Here is a 19,494-nt window from a genome sequence, read left to right as displayed (position 1 = left end):
GCGTGACGCTGTATCAAGGGGATGCGCTGGGGATTCTTGCAACGATGCCGGATAGTGCCATGGACGCTGTATTGACCGACCCGCCGTATTCCAGCGGCGGCGTTACCATGGGAGCGCGGCAGGCCGACCCGGCCCATAAGTACCAGCAGAGCGGAACAAAACGCATGTATCCCCCCATGCTGGGCGACGCCAAGGACCAGAGAAGCTGGACCATGTGGTGTACGCTATGGCTTGGCGAGTGCTGGCGCATCGCCCGCGAGGGCGCGCCGCTTATGGTGTTCACGGACTGGCGGCAGCTTCCGGCCCTGAGCGACGCCGTGCAGGCGGCGGGCTGGGCATGGCGCGGCGTCATAGCCTGGGACAAGCGGAGCGCCCGCCCGCAAATCGGCAAGTTCCGCCAGCAGTGCGAGTACGTGCTGTTCGCCACCAAGGGACGTTTCGTCGCGCATACCCGGACCTGCTTGCCGGGCGTATACTCCTATCCGGTAATTCCCGCGCAGAAGGTTCACCTGACCAGCAAGCCCGTGGCGCTGATTGAGGACTTGCTGGCCGTAACAGCTCCGCAGGCCAGCGTACTTGACCCGTTCATGGGAGGCGGCAGCGTGGGTGAAGCGTGCATCAGGACAGGCCGCAGCTATGTGGGAATGGAATTGTCGCGGGAGTATTACGACATCAGCCGCAATAGGCTGACAGCGGTGCTTACGGCGAAGGAACAAGCATAAAAAAGAGGCGTGGTTTGTGTCTGTTTTGACACGCACCGCGCCTCTTCCTCTTTGGCCCGTTTTTCAGTCAAGATTCTTAAAGCAAAAACCATGCCATATTTAAAAAAGTGGTCCGGGCCGTTCTCAACTCTTGTGACTGAAATTCTCAATTTGCGCGACTGCTCACAGCGGTCCGTTGAAGGCGCTTGCCCCCGTCTGTGGTGTAGAGCCTGTATACAGGATAATGTGTACAAAAAATTAAGGGGTCACGGTTTTCACCGTAACCCCTTGAAAAATGGTGGAGAAGAAGGGATTTGAACCCTCGACCCCCGCCTTGCGAAGGCGATGCTCTCCCAGCTGAGCTACTTCCCCACACAGCGCCAACTGCGCAGGACAACAGCAATAGGCAAAACGCCCTATTTTGTCAAGCGGCTATGCCCGCAGGGCAGGTATAGCCACGCCTGGTGGCGGCAAGCGCCCGCCTCTGCCAAGCGCCCGCCCGCGCAAAACTTCCGTACCGCATCCTGCGAGCCAAAGCCGAAAATGGACCAAAAGAGGACGGCTGGAAAAACAATGGCCGTGCTTGTCAGCGCAGCAACAAACACGACTCTGGTCAGAGGCGCGCAGGCCGAACCCGCCGCGCCCCAGAAAAAGTTTTTTGAAGGGAGGGGAGGCACGGGGGAGGGAGCGCTTTTGTGAACAAAAGTTCCCCCTTCCTCCGTAATAAACCTGGCTTTCGCCAATTTCGTCCAGTTGCGCCCTACTCCGCCCTGGCCGGGGCGGTCGGGGTTGCTGCCGGGGTTGCTGCCGGGGTTGCTGCCGGCGTGGCTGCCTGGTGGGCCTGCTGCCGTCGGGCCAGTTCCTGCGCGTCTGTGGTCAGCAAGCCGGGCCGTGCGCCGCTGTCCTGCCAGCCGCCGCCCAGGGCCATGCACACGCCCACCACGCTGTCCAGACGGTCGCGCAGGGCGCCGGCCAGTTGCAGTTCGGCGGCAAAGAGCTGGCGTTCGGCGTCCAGCACGGTCAGGTAGTCCGTATAGCCGTTGTCGTACTGCAGCCGGGCGATCTGGGTGGAGCGGCGCAGGCTTTCCACCTGGATCTGCATGCTGCGCACAATGGCGTCGGCCTCGCGCTGGGCCGTGAGGGACGTGCGAATGTCGGCAAAGGCGTTTTGCACAGCCTTGCGGTATTCGGCAATGGCGGCGCGCTTTTTGGCTTCCGCGTCCTTAAGGTTGTACCAGTTGTTACCGAAGTCCAGCAGGGGCACATTGCCCGAAACCCCGTAACTCCACACGCCGGCCGGCCCGCTGAACAGGCTGCCCACGGAGGAGCTGACCGTGCCCAGCATGCCCGTAAGGGAAATGGAGGGGAAAAACTGAGCGCGGGCCACGCCGATATTGGCGTTATTAGCCATAATCAGAAACTCGGCGGCGCGGATGTCCGGGCGGCGTTCCAGCAGGTCCGAAGGCAGACCGGCCGGCAAGGCAGGCGGCGCAGGCAGCATGCTGATGGCCTGACCACGGACCATGGCGCGCTCCATGATGTCGCGGGGCGAGCGGCCCAGCAGCACGGCCAGGGCGGCTTCGGCCTTGTCCACAGCCACGGTGCTGGTGTGCACCTGGGCGCGGGCGGTTTCCACTTCGGCGCGGGCGCGCTGCCAGTCCAGCTCGGTAATGTCGCCCTGCTTGTAACGGCTGGAGTAGATGCTGAAGGCATCTTCACGCGTTTTGAGGGTGCGCCGGGCCGTATCCAGTTGCATGTCCAGAGCCAGCAGAGAGAAATAGGCCTGTGCGGTTTCTCCGGCCACGGCCAGGCGTTTGGCTTCGTGCCCGATAACCGTATTCATGAGCACGTCGCCCAACATGGTGCGCCGGTTGCGCAGCTTGCCCCAGAAGTCCAGTTCCCAGGCGGCGCTGAGCGAGCCCTGATACGTGGTGGATGAACGGGTAAGGCCCTTGTCTTCGTAGGAGCCGGTATTGGGCGCTTTTTCCGAAGCGCTGGAAGACAGCGCCTCGCCCGAGCCCGAAACCTGGGGCAGAAGCCCGGCGGTGGCCACCCCTACCTGGGCGGCGGCGGAGTCTATGTTGGCCAGGGATTGGGCCAGATCCTGATTATTTTTGAGGGCCTCCTCCACCAGTGCGCTGAGCACGGGATCGTTGAACCGGTTCCACCAGTCCGTGTGCAGCGGCGTCGCGCCCAGGTCCACACTGCGCCACTGGGCGGGAAGCTCCTGATCGGGCCGATCATAGTGAGGCGCCAGAGAACAGCCCGACAGCAGCGCAAGGCAGGCCAGCATCCACAGCAGAGGCGTGGCGCGGACGGAGCGGAGAACGCTCATATTTCCTCCTGTTCGTCCCCCACGGAGTTACGGCCTTCGTGGGGATCGGTCTTGCCCTGGATTTTCAGCGAGATCTGCATGATCAGCTTGAAGAAGAAGGGGATGAAAAGCGTGGCGATGCAGGTGGCCACCAGCATGCCGCCGATGACCGCCGTGCCGATGGAGTGGCGGCTGTTGGCCCCCGCGCCGGAACTGATGGCCAAAGGCACGCACCCCAGAATGAAGGCCAGGGAGGTCATGATGATAGGCCGGAAGCGCAGCTTGGAGGCGTGCAAGGCTGCGGCGTCCAGGCTGCGCCCGGCGCGCCAGGCCTCTACGGCGAACTCCACGATGAGGATGGCGTTTTTGGCGGCCAACCCGATGAGGGTGACCAGAGCCACCTGAAAGTAGACGTCGTTGGAAAGGCCCCGCGCCCAGGTGGCCAGCAGCGCGCCAAACACGCCGAAGGGCACGGCCGTGAGCACGGCCAGGGGCAGGGACCAGGATTCGTACTGGGCGGCCAGAATCAGGAAAACCATGACCAGGGCCAACACAAAGATGGTGGTGGTATCGGCGCTGGCCAGCTTTTCCTGCAGGGCCGAGCCCACCCAGCCCAGCTGATAGTCGGTGTCCAGCACAGCGGCCGCGGCTTCTTCCATGGCCGCGATGGCCTGACCGGAAGAATAGCCCGGCGCGGGAGAACCCATAACGTGGGCGGCGGGGAAGACGTTATAGCGCTCCACCACCTGAGGGGCCGTGCGGCGCTCAAGGGTCATAACCGCGGTGAGAGGCACCATTTCGCCTTTGTTGTTGGGCACGTAGACGTCGTTCAGGTCTTCCGGCAAGTCGCGATAGTTGTGTTCGGATTGCAGACGCACCTGGAAGGTGCGGCCCAGGTAGTTGAAGTCGTTGACGTAGGCCCCGCCAAAGGTGCCGCCCATGGCCGTGAACACGTCGGCAATGCTGATGCCCATGTCCTTGCAGCGGTCGCGGTCCAGGTTGGCGTAGAGCTGAGGGGAACCGGTGGAAAAGAGGTTGCGCACCATGCCGATAGCCGGGTATTTGGGCGTGCCGTCGGGCTTTTTGGCAGAGGCCTCGGCCACAAGTTTGTTGGCCATGGCCTCCATGTCCTTGAGGCTGCCGGTGCCGCGCATCTGCACATAGCCTTCAAAGCCGCCGGTGGTGCTCATGCCGCTGATGGGCGGCGGGGTAAAGCCCAACACCACGGCTTCGGGCTGCATCATGGTAACAGCCATGACCTTGCTCGTGACGTCGTCGGCGGACATGCCCGGCGCAGTGCGTTCTTCCCAGGGTTTGAGCTTGGCAAAAAAGGTGCCGTAGTTGCTCTTGACGGAAATGGAGGTGATGTCCAGGCCGTTGATGGTGGTAATGGCCTCCACGGCAGGCTGTTTGGTCAGAAAGCCGGTGATCACCTCGCCCACCTTGGCGGTACGGGGCTGGGACGCGCCGTCGTCCAGAATGTACATGCCCAGCATGTAACCCTGGTCTTCGTTGGGCACGAGGCCGCCGGGCACCACGCGGAAAAGCCAGGCCGTAAAGGCCACCATGATGGCGCAAAGCACAAGAGCGCGCACCGTGGATTTTTTGATAAAGCGAACAATATTGACGTAGCGGCGGGTCACCCGGCCAAAGGCGTAGTTGAACCAGACAAAACCCCGCAAGGGTTTGTAGTCGTGATCGTGGGGCTTGAGCAGCAGGGCGCAGAGGGCCGGGGTGAGGGTCAGGGCCACCACGCCGGAGAGCACCACCGAAACGGAAATGGTGATGGCGAACTGCTTGTACATCTGCCCGGCCAGACCGCCCATAAAGGAAACCGGGATAAACACGGCGCAGAGCACCAGCACAATGGCCACCACCGGGGCGGTAACCTCGTTCATGGCTTTGGCCGTGGCCTCCTTGGGCGGCAAATGCTCCGTACTCATGATGCGTTCCACGTTTTCCAGCACCACGATGGCATCGTCCACCACAATGCCGATGGCCAGCACCATAGCGAAAAGCGTAAGTGTATTAATAGTGTAGCCGAAGGCGTAGAGGCCCGCAAAAGTACCGATGATGGACACGGGCACGGCGATGCAGGGGATGAGCGTGGCCCGCCAGTTCTGCAAAAAGACATAGACCACGATGATGACCAGGATCATGGCTTCCACCAGAGTGGAAAGCACCTCGTGGATGGACTCCAGCACAAAGTCGTTGGTGTCCACCACGATTTTGTATTCCATGCCGTCCGGCAGGCGTTGGCCGATTTCGGCCAGCTTGGCCTTAACGCGGTCGCCGGTGGCGATGGCGTTGGCCCCGGGCAGCAGGTAAACTGCGCCCATGCGGGCCACCATACCGTTGTAGGTGGAACTGACGCTGTAGTCCTTGCCGCCCATTTCAATGTGGGCCACGTCCCTAAGACGCAGCATGGCGCTGTCCGGCCCGGAACGGATAATGATTTCGCCGAATTCTTCAGGCGTCACCAGACGCCCCTGGGTGTCTATCTGCCAGGCCAGCTGGGTGTCGGCGCTGGTAGGCATATCGCCCAGGCGTCCGGGAGCGTACTGGGAGTTCTGCTCCTGGATGGCGGCCTTCACCTGGTTGACGGAAACCCCGTACTTGGCCAGCTTGTCCGGCTGGAGCCAGACGCGCATGGCGTAGTCCATGGAGCCGAAGACGGAACAGTCGCCCACGCCTTCCACGCGCTTGAGCTCGTCCACCACGTTGATCTGCATCCAGTTGTGGATGTAAATCTGGTCATAGCGGCCGTCTGGCGAAAAGAAGGCAAAGGCCTGGAGCATGGCCGGCGAACGTTTGACCACGCTCACACCCTGGCGGCGCACGTCTTCGGGCAGGGTGGTCTGGGCCAAGTTAACCTTGTTGTTGACGTTAACCAGGGCCATGTCCGGGTTGGAGCCCAGGGCAAAGTAGACGTTGATGCTGCCGGAGCCGGAGCCGGAGCCGGCGGTGGAAGTCATGTAGAGCATGTTTTCCACGCCGTTGATGCTCACTTCCAGCGGGGCCAGCACCGTAGAGGCGATGGTTTCCGCAGAAGCGCCCGGATACGCGGCCGACACATTGACCGTGGGCGGCACCAGATCGGGGTATTGGGCAATGGGCAGGGCCTTCATGGCCAGCGCGCCCACCAAAGTAATGACAATGGAGATGACTGATGAAAGAACCGGCCTGCGCAAAAAGAAATTGGGCTTGGTGGAAACAGCCATAAACTACCTACTTCTTGGGCGCGGCTTCCTGGGGCGCCTTCTGGCCGCCCACCTGCTGCACGCGCACCTTGGCCCCGGGGCGGGCCTTGATGATGCCTTCGCTGATGATGCGTTCGCCCCCTTTGAGGCCCTCCAGCACCAGATATTTGTCGCCCACAGCCACGCCCACCGTAACCGGGATGGGATAAACCGTGTCGTCCTTGTCCACGCCCATGACCATAGAGCCCTTCTGGGTCAGCAGAACGCACTTCTGGGGGATGAGCACGGCGTGGGTCAGCACGTCGCCTTCCACATACAGGCGCACGTACTGACCGGGCATGATGCTGCGGTCGGCATTGGCAAAGACCGCACGCGCCTTGATGACGCCCGTGCCCGGCTGCACCTGGCTGTCAATAAAGGTCACTTCGCCCTCGCCCTGGTGCACGCTGCCGTCCAGAAGGCGCAGCCGCGCCTTGTAGCGGTTGCCCTCGGGAAAGCGCAGCCGTCCTTGCGCGGCCAGGGTCTGCCGGGCCATGCGCCGAGGTGCAGGGATGGAAAAGTCGATGTACATGGGGTCGGTCTGGTTCACATAGGTGAGCAGAGAATTGTTGCTCACCAGGTTGCCTGGGGTGACGTTTTCCTTGCTGCTGTAGCCGGAAACCGGAGCCGTCACCTGACAGTAGTCCAGATTGATTCTGGCCTGGCGCAGGGCCGCGCGGGCGCTGTCATAAGCGGCCAGGGCGTTGTCGCGGTCCTTTTGCGACACGGCGTTTTTTTCATACAAAGGACGGATGCGCCGCCACTCGCGCTCGGCATTGGTGAACTGGGCCTGAGCCTGCTGCATCTGGGCCTCATACTGGTCGCGCTCGATCTGGAAGAGCAGCTGCCCTTCTTTCACAAAGTCGCCTTCTTCGTAGAGGCGTTTCTCAACAATGCCCTGTACCCGCGCGCGCACTTCCACGGCACGCGAACCGGCCGCCTGGGCCTGGTATTCCGCCGGCCAGGGCGCGTCCGCCACGGTCACGTCCACCACCGAAACGGGCAGACGCATGTCCGCCCCGGCGGTCTTCTCGTCGCTCTTGCAGGCCGCCAGCAGGCAGCACAGGCTGAGGGAAAGGAAAAAAAGCGTTCGTCTGATCATGCAATCACTCCGTAATGGCAGGCGCTCCTGCGCCCAAAAACCGCGGTCCCAGCCCACTGTCGGGGGGAACGGAACTGTAATGAACACAGTTCATACGAAAAAGCAACAGAACGCCCCCGACCATAACTTTTTTAAAAAGCGCGCTATTTCAGGGGGTTAACTGACCGTATAAAAAAGTTATAACCTAGCGTATTTTTTGAATAAAAAAAATTACAAAGATTTTTCACCGGGTTCCAGCTGGGGGGCTTGCTCCGGCGGGACGGCATCATGCCGGGCCTGTGCGCCGGCACTCTCCAGAAAAGTGCGCCACCACACGGCGTCCTTAAATAATTCCATGCGCTTGAAGCGGTGGCGTTCATCGCCCATACGCAGCACGGTGATGTCCAGGGCCTTCTGCGCGCCGCCTTCGTCCCGAAAGACCAGACGCAGCCCGGCGCGTTGCACGGCCTGCAACTGGGCTGGCGAAAACAGGCTCATACAACGGCCGGCCACATCCGTAGCCTTGAGAAAGCTCGTGGCCTGGCAGGAGTTCACTTGCAGCCGATAGGCCGTGCCGTTGACCAGCAGATCCACGCGATCGATGTTGCCCAGACTGATCTTGCTGCGGTTGATGACCTTGCCGTCGCGCAGGACGCGGTAGTAGCAAATCCCGGTGTCTTCAGAAGCACCCATGACCACCGTGGTGCGCACGTCGGGATAGAATACGCCAATGCTGGCCGTCATACCGGAGGCCACGGCAATGCCGCTCTTTTCTTCGGCGATAAGCCGGAGCTGTTGCGCGGTCCGTCTGCGGGCGTCAAAAATGATGAACGCCAGGAACAAAACCAGCGCGGCAATGATGGTCGCATCCATGAAACCCGCCTGTGCACGTTCACAGTGTCGTGACGGAAGGCAAATGTCAAGCGACGGTCAGGTTATGGCGCCCAGGAACACAGGGGGAGAAACGTTTGTCGAAAGGGGAAAAAGCAATAACGGCCACTGCCGACCGGCACGCCCCCTACTCTTCCAGCCGCAGCCGCTGCAGCGTCCCGGCCTGCACAGCCAGAAGCTCCGCCACAATGGCCACGGCGATCTGCTGCGGGGTTTCCGCGGCCACGGGCAAGCCAATGGGGCAGCACACGGCAGCCAGCTCGGCGTCGGGCACGCCCTGGGCGCGCAGGGCCGCATAGACCTGGGCCTTCTTGGCCTTGCTGCCGATCATGCCGATATACCGCGCGTGGCTGGTCAGGGCCTGGGCCAGCACCTCGCGGTCAAAGCTGTGCCCGCGGGTAACAATGGCCACATAGTGCCGTCGCCCCACGTTGCAGGTTTCCACCAGATCGGCAAATTCCGGCAGCACGTGACAGTGCCGGGCCATGGGAAAACGCTCGGCGTTGGCAAACTGGGGCCGATCGTCCACTACGTCCACCACAAAGCCGCAAGCCTGGGCCAGCCGGGCCACCTCCAGCGAAACGTGCCCGCCCCCGCACAACAGCAGCACAGGCGGCGCGCTGAGCGGTTCCACATAGACGCTGCGTCCCGCCTGCGTCACCAGGCCCGGCTTGCGGCCGCAGGCCTCCAGCAGCGTGCGGGCCGCGTCCGCATGGGCCAGAACGTGCGGCGGCAGGGCGTGGTCCGGGGGCAGGGCCTCCAGCCACAACTGCCGTCGGGGAAGGGAAGGCTCGCTCACGTCCACCAGCCAGGCCCCGCGTTTGTCCTCGCGCAGGGCGGCGGTAGCCAAAACAAACAACGCCGCGGCCTCAGGGGTAAGCACTTCGCAGAGCACCTCCATCTGCCCGCCGCAGATCATGTCGCTGTCCGGCCCCAGGCCGGTCAGGTCGCAGCGCACCAAGGCCGAGAGGCCGCTTTCCCGGCACTGCCGGGCCGCCTCCATAGCGCGGGCCTCCAGCGCCCCGCCGCCCACCGTGCCCTCAAAGCCCGCGGTCGTGCACAAGGCGCGCGTGCCCGCGTGGCGCGGGGCCGAACCTGCGCTGCGCACAATGGTCACCAAGGCCACGGTTTCCCCTCGGCGCAGCAGCTCCACCACCCGCGCTTCCAAGGTCTCTTCCCACAGGGGCGCGGGCATGCCGCCGGCAATCTCACTCATGCTCTTCCTCCTCCCGCACATAGCCGCACCCCTTGACCGGGCAGACAACTTTGACCCCGCCGCCGCGCTGTTTTTTCTCCACCAGATAGGGGGAGTCGCAACGCGGGCAGGGTCCGGGCACGGGTTTGTCCCACAAGGCAAAATCGCACTGGGGGTACTGGTCGCAGGAATAGAATATCTTGCCGCGTTTGGTGCTTTTTTCCACCAACTGGCCCTTGCCGCAGCGCGGGCAGGGCACGCCCGTGGAAAGGGGCGCGGCGTAGCGGCATTCGGGGTAGCCCGTACAGGCAATGAAGCTGCTGCCCGTGCGGGAGCGTTTGATGACCAAGTCGCGTCCGCATTGGGGGCACTGCCCCACTTTTTCGTACTGCGGCTTCTGCGGGGCCACGGGGGCCACGCTGCCGTCCTCCCGCCGCTCAAAATTGCTGGTATAGCGGCATTCCGGGTAGCCGGAACAGGCTAAAAACGCCCCGGCCTTGCCGAACTTGATCATCAAGGGCTTGCCGCATTCCGGGCAGGCCAGGTTGGCGGGCAGCCCGCCCTTGACGCTCTGCATATTTTTGGCCGCAGCGGCCAGGGTGGGGTTGAAGTCGCCCGCAAAGGCGTGCAGCAGGTCCACCCAGCCTTCCTTGCCCTCAGCCACTTTGTCCAGATCTTCTTCCATCTTGGCCGTAAAGCTCACGTCCATGAGTCGGCCGAAATTTTCCGTAAGCTGACGGCAGACCACGCGGCCCAGATCCGTGGGCACAAAATGCCTCTCCGCCAGGGTCACATATTCCCTGTCCTGCAGGGTGGAAATAATGGCTGCATAGGTGGAGGGACGGCCAATGCCCAGCTCTTCCAGTTCGCGCACCAGGCTCGCTTCGCTGTAGCGGGCCGGCGGCTGGGTAAACTTCTGTTCCTTTTCCAGCTTTTCCAGATCCAGGGTCTGACCGGCGTGCAGGGGCGGCAGGGCCGCGGCCTCCTCCTGGGCCCCGCGCGGCAAGACCGCCAGAAAACCGGGAAAGAGCAGCCGCTCGCCCTTGGCCTTCCACTGGGTGTGGGCGCAGGCGATGGTCACGGACGTATCGTGAAAGCGCGCCCCGGCCATCTGTGAGGCCACAAAGCGCGCCCAGATGAGCCGGTACAGATTGAACTGATCCGGCGGCAGGTGGGGCCGCACCAGGTCGGGCGTGAGGGTCACATCCACGGGGCGGATGGCTTCGTGCGCGTCCTGGGCGCTTTCCTTGGCCTTGTAAATCCGGGCGCGTTTGGGCAGATATTCTTTGCCGTAGGCAGCGGTTATGTATTCCTTGGCGGCCTGGCGGGCCTCGTCGGCAATGCGGGTGGAGTCCGTACGCATATAGGTGATAAGGGCCGTAAGCCCCTTGTCGCCCAGCTCCACGCCCTCATAAAGGCGTTGCGCCAGATTCATGGTCCGCTTGGCCGTATAGCTCAGGCGCTGGTTGGCGGCCTGCTGCAAGGTAGAAGTGATGAAAGGCGGCTGGGGGGCGCGCTCGCGCTCCTTTTCCTCCACACTCTGCACCACAAAGGGCTGCCCCGTGAGGGCGGCCTCCAGCTCTTCGGCCTGGGCCGCATTGGCCACTACTGCTTTTTTGTTGTTGATTTTTGCCAGATCCGCCTTGAAAGACGGCGGCGTCTCCCCGGCCAGCAAGGCGCGGAAGAGCCAGTATTCCTCCGGCTTAAAGGCCTCGCGGGCTTCCTCGCGCTCCACAATAAGCCGCAGGGCCACGGACTGCACCCGCCCGGCGGAAATGCCGCGTTTGACGGTCTTCCAGAGCAGGGGCGAAATCTTGTAGCCTACCAGTCTGTCCAGCACGCGACGGGCCTGCTGGGCCTCAAACAAGTGGGCATTGAGCGGCCGGGGGCAGGCCAGGGCCTCCTTGACGGCCCGGGCGGTGATTTCATTGAACTGGATGCGCTTGATGTCCTTGGCTTTATCCTTGATCAGCTCGGCCACGTGCCAGGCAATGGCCTCCCCTTCGCGGTCGGGGTCCGGGGCCAGGAACACGGTTTCGGCCTTGGCGGCGGCGCTGCGCAGTTCGCTGACCACCTTTTTTTTGGCGTCAATCACTTCATAGTGCGGGGCAAAGTCGTGCTCCTCATCCACGGCCAGCTGGCCCGAGGGCAGGTCGCGCACATGGCCTACGCTGGCTTGCACCATGTACTGCGGCCCCAGAAACTTTTTGATGGTCTTCACCTTGGCCGGCGATTCCACAATAATCAATTGTTTGCCCATGCTGCCCCCGTGTTGCGCGGCGGTGCGGTCATGCCCCGACGCCGTTACGGCAAGATACGACAAAACCGCATTGCGTCAAGTACGCCGCGCCGGAGCCGGTCTGGACAGGGAACTGGATATGCGCTATGCAGATACAATCTGCCGTAAAGCCAGAGGACGTCATGCCGCCGAGATTGCAGCCTTTCCGCCCCTTGTTCCAAAGCCTTGTGCTGATCTGCCTTCTGCTGGCGGGCTGCGGCAGCAGGGACGCGGGCGGCCCGGCCGCCGCTTCGGGTCCGGACGCCGGGGCAGGCGAAAATGCCGGTTCCGGCTGGTCCGAGGCGCTGCCCAAGGTAACGGCGCAGCCCGGCCAGAGCGTGCATGTGGGCGTGCACGGCGGCAGCGAAACTTTCAATGCGGATCTCGCCTCCATGCTCACGGGCTATCTGCAGAGCGACCGGGGCCTGACCCCGGCCGACGCCACGGCAAATGCGGATATTGTGGTGCGCGTGCGGGTGGAGAACATCCGCCAGCTGGATTCCCGCAGCGCCCCTGCAAGCGGCGGCCGGGCCCTGGGCAGCACGGCCACGGGCGCCGTGCTGGGGGCCATGCTGGGCGGCGCCATGGGCGGCGGCCGGGGCGCGGCCTGGGGCGTGGGCGGCGGCGCATTGCTGGGCCTGGGCATCGGCCTCACGGACGGCGGCTCGTATAACGTCTGGGGCCTGGAGGCCCAGGTGGGCTTCGGCCGCAACGGACGTGAGCCCGCTGACGACGCCTGGAGCCGCGTGCGCGTCACCGCCGAGGGCGAAAACATGGGCCGCGAAGCCAGCCAGCCCGGCCTGGAAGACGCCCTGAGCCGTAAAATCGTGGACGCCTTGCAGCCGTAAAGCAAAGACGCGCTGCCAGGGCATTGCAACGTTGCCATGCAGCAGCCGTCCGCCGTGGAGGCGCAAGCGCAGTTGCAGCCGTTACGACGAAAGAAATTCCGGGCAAAGACCGCAGCGCTATGTAGTCGCGCGGGTAAACGCCGGAGCAAGCAGCCGTAACTTTTGAACATACATATTCTCAACGGTACGCTGCTCCAGAGCGCAAAGCCCGCCCATGCGGACGTTGTTCCGCATGGGCCTGCCGCCAGGACAGGCACGTTTCCCGCTTCTTTCGCGGATGCGGGCGTACGGTTTCAGCCCCGTACGAATCCGCTTAGACGGCGCTCGCGGCCTGCCCCCTAGAGCATTTAACACTTGAAATGTTCGCTTACGGCAGGCAAAAGCCTGCCTTCTCGCATTTCGTGGCAAGGATTTTCAAGAAAATCCTTGCAGAGCAGTTAGCTCATTTCATTCGCTAACTGCTCTAGCGCTGTACCGCACACCCCTGCCCGTGACCGCGCGGCCACGGACCCCACCGAGGCTTTTATGGCTTTTCCCCGTACTGTGCTTATGGCCCTGTTGTGTTGCCTGCTGCCGCTCTGCGCCTGCGTGCGCCAGCAGGGCGACCCGGCCCGGCTGGAGGTCGTGCGCGCCGGCGCGCTGGAAGACGCCGCCGGCGATGTGGACGTCCCCAAACAGGTTTATCTGGGCCTGCGCGACAATACGGGCCGCGCCCCTGGCCTGCGCCCCCTGGCCGAGGCCCGGCTGCGCCAGACCGGCTATGAGCTGGTGCCCAACCCCAGCCAGGCCGGTTATATTCTGCAGGTAAACGTGCTGGCCGCGGGCCAGACGGACCCGGCTACGGCACGGGCCGTAGCCGCTGCGGGCTACGACGCGCCTTCGCGCCTTGCGGGCCGGGGAGCCACTGCCATGGTAGCGGACGTGCTGCTGGTGCTGCGGCGGGTGCCCAGTGCAACCCGGCCCGGCCGGGCCCAGCTCAAAAACATCAGCAGCCGCAACGCCATTTCCAGCAGTCAGATGCGCCTGGGGCTGGTGCTGGCGCAGGATCTGGGCCAGGGCAAAAGCCTGCCGCCCTACTTTATGGAGGCCCTGGCCCGAGAGCTGGCCCTGGCCTTGCACGCTGCCGACAGCGACGCCGCTGGCGCAGCCTCTTTGCCCGATGCCGGCGGCCAGGACGCCGGACCTGGCCCGGAGCTTGAAGGCAACGTGCCCCTTCCCTGACCCCTGCAGACCAGAACTGCCGACATTGCCGCTTCACACATTGTGAAGCGGCTTTTTTATATTTTATCTGTTACTATTATATATCACATTGTTATATACATAATTATGCCCGCATACTGCACGTTCTCAGACCTGCATCCTTAGTAACACACTGTATATGCAGAATATAAAAATCTTTTATAAGCAAACTATTTTTGTAATTTTTTTGCTATGGCTAAACTTTATACGCAAAATGTCGTAACGATAACTATCATAACATAATTTGCATATGTAACTTACTAGTATCAACAGAAAATAGCCCATGCAGTACAGGGAGGGAATATGTTTAATTTCTATAAACAAATGCGCATTGTTCCCAAGGTCGTTATTCCTGTTGCGCTCATCCTTGTCCTGGGCCTCGGTCTGCTGGCCTGGCAGATCCAGTGGCGCAGCGCCGCCGCCGTAACCGACGTGGCAAAGCGGGAACTGGCAGCCCTGGGCGGAGAAAACGGCAACCTGATCCGCGCCTTCATCGACGGCGCCGTCGGTGAAACCAGGAGCCTGGGCGGCGCCCTGGCCCTTGCTCTGGCCGAGGGGCAGGAACCTTCCAGAGATGTTTTGAACACCATGCTGCGGGGCGTACAGCGCAACAACCCGGATCTTTTCGGCGTGGGGGCCATGTGGGAGCCCAACGCCTATGACGGCAAGGATGCGGACTACCGCTCCGCCCCCGGCTGCGACGCCTCCGGCCGATATCTGCCGTACTTTGCCACCGGCGCCGAGATCTCTGACCAGGGGGACCAGCTGACCAGCGCCTATTACACCGTGCCCAAGTCCACGCACAAGACATATATTGCCCACCCGCAGCCCTACACTATCAACGGCAAAAGCGTGCCCATGTCCACCGTGGTCTATCCCGTAATGGTCAATGGCAGTTTTCGGGGAACGGTGCTGGTGGACATTTCTCTGGCGCGTTTTACGCAGATTATTACCGACATCAAGGCCTACACGACGGGCTATGCCGCTTTGCTGAACGACCAGGGAAAAATCATGGTCCACCACAGAAAAGACTTGCTTGATAAAAGCGTCTTTGACATTGGCGCGTTGCGCAACAAAACCGCGGCCACCACAGCCTTTAAAGCCGGCCAGCCCTATTTTGAAGAAGTTTCCGCCCCTGGCGGCGTTGTGCTGCGCTATTTTCACCCCATCCCCATTGCAGGCAGCGACCAGCACTGGTACCTGAGCATTACCGCGCCCGAGAGCGAAGTTATGGCGCAGGCCACTGCAATCAGTAGGCTTACCTTAACCCTGTGCGGCGCGCTGCTGGCCGTGCTGCTGCTGGCCGTCTTTCTGCTGGTGCGCAGCTCGCTGCAGCCGGTCAACTATCTGGCCCGCACCGCCGAAGTCATTGCCGGCGGCGATCTGCAGCATTCCATTAATGACGCCGCCTTCGGCGGCGAGATGAAGACCCTGAGCACCGCCCTCAAGGGCATGATCCACTCCCTGCTGCAAACCATCGGCAAGGCCGAAGCCCTGGCCGCCGAAGCCAAGGAGGAATCGGAAAAAGCCCGGCAAGCCACCCGTGAGGCCGAGGCCGCCACCGCCAAGGCCGAAAATGCGCGGCGCGACGGCATGCTGGCCGCCGCCGAACAGCTCGAAGGCGTGGTCAGCGTGCTTTCTTCGGCCTCCACAGAGCTTGCAGCTCAGATTGAGCAGTCCGACCGCGTGGCCGCCGAATCAGCCCAGCGCCTTACCGAAGCCGCCACAGCCATGAACGAGATGAACGCCACCGTGCAGGAAGTGGCCCAAAACGCCAGTCAGGCCTCCGAAGCCTCCGCCGAAACGCGCGAACGCGCCCTGGCCGGCGCGCGCATTGTGGAGCAGTCCCTCCAGAGCATCGAAAGCGTGCGCGACGCCTCCCTGAGCCTCAAGGAAGACATGGCCCTTCTCAATGAGCACGCCCAGGCCATCAGCCGCATCATGGCCGTTATTTCGGACATTGCGGACCAGACCAACCTGCTGGCCCTTAACGCCGCCATTGAGGCCGCCCGCGCCGGAGAGGCCGGACGCGGCTTTGCCGTGGTGGCCGACGAAGTGCGCAAACTGGCCGAAAAGACCATGGCCTCCACCACCGATGTGGGCAACGCCATTGCCGCCATTCAGAACAGCACAACCAAAAGCATGGAAGGCGTGGACAATGCCGTGCGCCAGATCGGCCAGGCCACGGACTTTGCCGGGCAGTCCGGCAAGGCCCTGGAGGAAATCGTCAGCACCGTGGAGGCCACCGCCGACCAGGTCAACGCCATTGCCACCGCCAGCGAAGAGCAGTCCGCCGCCAGCGAGGAAATCAACCAGAGCATCAGCCACATCAGCAGCATGTCCCACCAGACGGCAGAAGCCATGGCCGGTGCGGCCCAGGCCGTTTCCGGCCTGGCCGACCAGGCCCACCGGCTCAACAAACTGATCGAAGATATGGAGCGGGGATAAAACAAAGGGGGCCGCTCACGGCGGCCCCCTCTCCCCTTTGTTGTCGCCAAAGGGTTACGCGAAATCAGATATTACTTTGTAAACAGGATCAGCGCCGCCATTTTCAGGTCCGTATCGCCGTTATTGAGCAGACCGTGGCTTTCGCCGTCTGGACAGACCGTAACGTCGCCGGGGCCCACGGGCACTTCCCTGCCGTTGTCATTATACAGGCCGTGGCCTTCCAGAATGTAATAGATTTCCATTTCGCCCTTGTGGCCGTGCACGCCCACGGCACAGCCGGGCCGCAGCAGACCGATGTTGAACAGGCGGCCCTTGTCGGCCAGGCCTTCGGCCGGCACGATCTTGGTAAAATGTACGGCGCCGGGGCCCCCGAACATCTCCTTTTCAAAAGATTCCAGTTCATTTGCGCGATGGATCATATAGCCTCCTCGTGGTTGGGGTGCGGGGGGGATCAACTGTCGTCCGCCTCTGCAGCAGCTGCGTCGGCTTTGGCGGCGGGCCGGGCCACAGCAGCGGGCGCGGCCCTGCGCGGCGGCTCCTGCCGCCCACCAGGCGCGGACGGCGACGCGGTTCTCCGCTGGCCTGCAGCGGCGGGCGGCGGACGGAGTCAGGGGCCGCATTGGGGGCCGCGGCCGCCTTTTGCGCGGTCCCCTGCGGCGTACCGGCCGCCGGGCGCGGGGCCGGGCGCGGGGCCGGGCGCGACGTCCTGGGCGCGGGCACGTCCTTAATGTGCACGTCCAGCTGCGGGAAGGCGATTTCAATGTCGGCTTCGCGGAAGGCTTTTTCAATATCCAGACGAATATCCGACGACGTGGAAACGCTCACATCGTAGTCCCGCACCCAGAAACGCAAGGTAAAATCCAGGGTGCTGGCCCCGAAATCGTCAAAGGACACGGCCGGCGGCGGATATTTAAGCACGTTGCTGTGGCTGTTGGCTATGGCCAGCAGAATTTTCATAACCTCGTCGGCCGGGCTGCCGTAGGCCACGCCGATCTTGATTTCCCGCCGCACCGTGCGGCTGTTGCGCGTCCAGTTAATGAGCCTGCTGGCCACAAACTCGGAGTTGGGCACGATAATCAGGGCGTTGTCAAAGGTTTCCACCATGGTGGCGCGCACGCTGATCTTGCGTACGCGGCCCTGAATGCCGCCCACGTCCACCACGTCCCCGGCCTGCAGGGTGCGGCTGAAAATAAGGATCAGGCCCGAAAGAAAGTTATTGACGATGGTCTGCATGCCGAAGCCGATGCCCACGGAAAGGCCGCCGGCCACCATGGCCAGGTTGCTCAGCTCCATGCCCAGCGCCCGCAGCACAAACAGACCGAAGCAACACCACAAGGCGTAGGTGAAGGCCGTCTGCATGGGCGGGATCAGGGTAGCGTCGATGCTCAGCCCCTGCTTGGGTAAACGCGCCAGGAAGCGCGACCCCATGGCCACGGCCGTGCGCGTGAGGTAAAACATGGTGATAATCAGCAGCAGGTGCACAATATTGAACTGCGTACTGCCCACGCTGACCCCTTGCAACAGATAGCGCTGCATGAGGGCCATGCCGCCGGGCAGGGTGCCCACCCAAAGCGAAACGCCCATCACAACGGCCACCAGCACCACGGGCGCGGCCAGGGCCACGGCCAGATGGGCCAATGCGGCGCGCACGCCCTCCTTGGGCAGGTTGTCGTTGAGCTCGCTGACCTTGGCCATGCCGCCCAGACAGAGTTGCAGGGCCAGAGAGGTGGAGGCAAAGAGCAGATAAAGCACCATGCTGTAGATGTGCAGCCCGGCCAGGGTCAGCAGCAGGCAGATCCAAAGCGCCAGCGGCTCGCATTCCAGCACGCTGGCCTCCACATGCAGGGGCCCCAGATCCAGTTTTGGGCGGCGGCGCTGGCGCACCATGGCCGCAATGACCATGCCCAGCCAGATGAGCAGCACCAGCGCTTTGGTCAAAGGCAGGTACAGCAGCACATACGCGCCCAGGGTCAGGGGCATGAGGTTCCAGAACGGCGCGCGCTCCAGGGTCACCTCCGGATACTTGAGCCGCCGGAGATCCCAGGCCAGATAGAGCTGGGCCACAATAAGGCAGAGGTTGCCCACAGCCAGAAACAGCCGAAAAAACTCTCCCGTGGCGGAAATGGAGCTGCCCAACAGGGCCAGCCCCCCGCAAAGCCAGGGCAGGCTGACCCGAAAGATGTGCCGTACCGTGGCGTCACGCGCGGCAGCCTCCGCATAGCGCCGGTAGAGCAGCGTGCAAAAGGCCCCGGTAACCAGCAGCCCCACCAGCAGCCGCACAAAGGCCGTGCCCCAGCGGTCCGGAGTAACAGGAATCTCCACGGGCAGGCGCAGGACCATGCCCTGCAGGGAGTAACTCATCTGCTTGGAAAAATCGCGCCAGGCATCGGGGCTAAGCCAGGGCACGGGCCGCTGCAGGTAATAGTCCTTCCACAGCACGGGCAGTTGCGCGCCGATGTCTTCTTTGGTCTTTTCCAGCCGCTTGATCAGGGCCAGCGAAGGGGCCAGAGTGGCGTCAAACTGAGCCAGCACCGCCGTAAGCCGCAGCCGGGTCAAAGTCAGACGGCGGGCGTAATCCTGGATTTCAGGACTCAGACTGCTGTCTTGCAGATCCTCCGGCAAGCTGTCCGCCAGGTAGCCAATGCGCTCCAGCAGGCTCTGCGCTTCGCTGCGGGCCGCCGTCATGGGGTCCAGCAGCTTGCGCAGGTCCACAATGACCACCGTGATGCGCCGGCTTACGGACTCCATGGGGTTGGGCCAGTTTTTGTAGGTATTGACCAACACCAGCAGACGGCGGGCTTCTTCCGTATACGGTTGCACCCTGGCGCTCAGGTTCACCGTGCGCTGGCTGAAATCCGCACTCATCTGCGCGGCCTTGTCGTCCACCTCATCCAGCATGGTGCGCTGGTTGGTCCAGACCGCTTCCCACGGGTCCTGCAGGGGCAGGGCCGCGTTGTCCGCACCGGCCTTGGCGTCTTTGGCCTTGCCGGTGTCGGCCTTGTCTGCGGCTTCGGCGTCGCCGGCCTTGTCTGCACCGGTTTTGGCGGCAGTTTTATCCGCCTCCGGCTTGGCGGCCTCAGCCTTGGCGGCTCTGGCTGCTCCCTTGGCGTCCAGGTCGGCTTTGGCCGGGCTTGCTACAGCGGCTTTCTCGGCGGCCAAAACCGCCCCTGCCGGGCCGGGGGCGACCCACAACCCGCAGGCCAGCGCCAGAACAGCGCCCCAAAACATCATGACTGCACGCATGCTGCCATCCTTGCCAA

12 protein-coding genes and 1 tRNA gene are annotated in these 19,494 nt (G+C 62.9%); 4 read left to right on the top strand and 9 right to left on the bottom strand.

Going from position 1 to position 19,494, the window contains the following annotated elements:
- The first annotated feature begins 59 nt into the window (after positions 1-59).
- The gene (locus J7I12_RS11320; protein ID WP_303193148.1) at positions 60-722 is read left to right on the top strand and encodes a DNA-methyltransferase; all 663 of its coding nucleotides are present in this window, start codon (positions 60-62) and stop codon (positions 720-722) included.
- A 275-nt stretch (positions 723-997) separates the two neighbouring features.
- On the opposite strand, the gene J7I12_RS11315 is transcribed toward J7I12_RS11320, so the two are convergent.
- The 7 genes from J7I12_RS11315 to topA all read right to left on the bottom strand — a co-directional run bounded on the left by J7I12_RS11315 (position 998) and on the right by topA (position 11,681).
- Positions 998-1,073: transfer RNA gene (locus tag J7I12_RS11315), tRNA-Ala, on the bottom strand.
- A 388-nt stretch (positions 1,074-1,461) separates the two neighbouring features.
- Entirely contained in the window at positions 1,462-3,036 is a 1,575-nt protein-coding gene (locus J7I12_RS11310; protein ID WP_302548536.1) for an efflux transporter outer membrane subunit, read from the bottom strand.
- On the bottom strand, positions 3,033-6,236 hold the full coding sequence (locus J7I12_RS11305; protein ID WP_118230217.1) for an efflux RND transporter permease subunit: 3,204 nt from the start codon (positions 6,234-6,236) through the stop codon (positions 3,033-3,035). Before J7I12_RS11305 ends, J7I12_RS11310 begins: the two co-directional genes overlap by 4 nt.
- 7 nt (positions 6,237-6,243) lie before the next feature.
- Complete coding sequence (locus J7I12_RS11300; protein ID WP_118230218.1) at positions 6,244-7,356, bottom strand: efflux RND transporter periplasmic adaptor subunit; 1,113 nt, start codon at positions 7,354-7,356, stop codon at positions 6,244-6,246.
- A gap of 210 nt (positions 7,357-7,566) precedes the next feature.
- Positions 7,567-8,208 (bottom strand): thioredoxin, encoded by a 642-nt coding sequence (locus J7I12_RS11295; RefSeq protein WP_288907697.1) that lies wholly within the window; start codon positions 8,206-8,208, stop codon positions 7,567-7,569.
- 145 nt (positions 8,209-8,353) lie between these two features.
- Positions 8,354-9,442 carry an XdhC family protein gene (locus tag J7I12_RS11290; protein ID WP_302413424.1) on the bottom strand — a complete coding sequence of 363 codons (1,089 nt, stop codon included), beginning with the start codon at positions 9,440-9,442 and terminating at the stop codon, positions 8,354-8,356.
- Positions 9,435-11,681 (bottom strand): type I DNA topoisomerase, encoded by a 2,247-nt coding sequence (gene topA / locus J7I12_RS11285; RefSeq protein WP_288907695.1) that lies wholly within the window; start codon positions 11,679-11,681, stop codon positions 9,435-9,437. Before topA ends, J7I12_RS11290 begins: the two co-directional genes overlap by 8 nt.
- Before the next feature lie 125 nt (positions 11,682-11,806).
- Between topA and J7I12_RS11280 the strand changes: the two genes are divergently transcribed.
- The 3 genes from J7I12_RS11280 to J7I12_RS11270 all read left to right on the top strand — a co-directional run bounded on the left by J7I12_RS11280 (position 11,807) and on the right by J7I12_RS11270 (position 16,234).
- On the top strand, positions 11,807-12,547 hold the full coding sequence (locus J7I12_RS11280; protein WP_130957898.1) for a hypothetical protein: 741 nt from the start codon (positions 11,807-11,809) through the stop codon (positions 12,545-12,547).
- Between the two features lie 525 nt (positions 12,548-13,072).
- Positions 13,073-13,768 carry a complement resistance protein TraT gene (gene traT / locus J7I12_RS11275; protein ID WP_118230223.1) on the top strand — a complete coding sequence of 232 codons (696 nt, stop codon included), beginning with the start codon at positions 13,073-13,075 and terminating at the stop codon, positions 13,766-13,768.
- A 321-nt stretch (positions 13,769-14,089) separates the two neighbouring features.
- Entirely contained in the window at positions 14,090-16,234 is a 2,145-nt protein-coding gene (locus J7I12_RS11270; RefSeq protein WP_118230224.1) for a methyl-accepting chemotaxis protein, read from the top strand.
- Between the two features lie 71 nt (positions 16,235-16,305).
- Here the strand turns inward: J7I12_RS11270 and J7I12_RS11265 are convergent, their stop codons facing one another.
- The gene (locus tag J7I12_RS11265) at positions 16,306-16,653 is read right to left on the bottom strand and encodes a cupin domain-containing protein (RefSeq protein ID WP_118230225.1); all 348 of its coding nucleotides are present in this window, start codon (positions 16,651-16,653) and stop codon (positions 16,306-16,308) included.
- Complete coding sequence (locus J7I12_RS11260; RefSeq protein WP_498793714.1) at positions 16,634-19,477, bottom strand: mechanosensitive ion channel family protein; 2,844 nt, start codon at positions 19,475-19,477, stop codon at positions 16,634-16,636. Before J7I12_RS11260 ends, J7I12_RS11265 begins: the two co-directional genes overlap by 20 nt.
- Between the last annotated feature and the right edge of the window lie 17 nt (positions 19,478-19,494).

This window comes from Desulfovibrio diazotrophicus, assembly GCF_902498985.2.
Taxonomy (GTDB): domain Bacteria; phylum Desulfobacterota; class Desulfovibrionia; order Desulfovibrionales; family Desulfovibrionaceae; genus Desulfovibrio; species Desulfovibrio legallii.
Note: the sequence above shows the minus strand (reverse complement) of the source record. Positions and strands in the feature narration are given on the sequence as shown.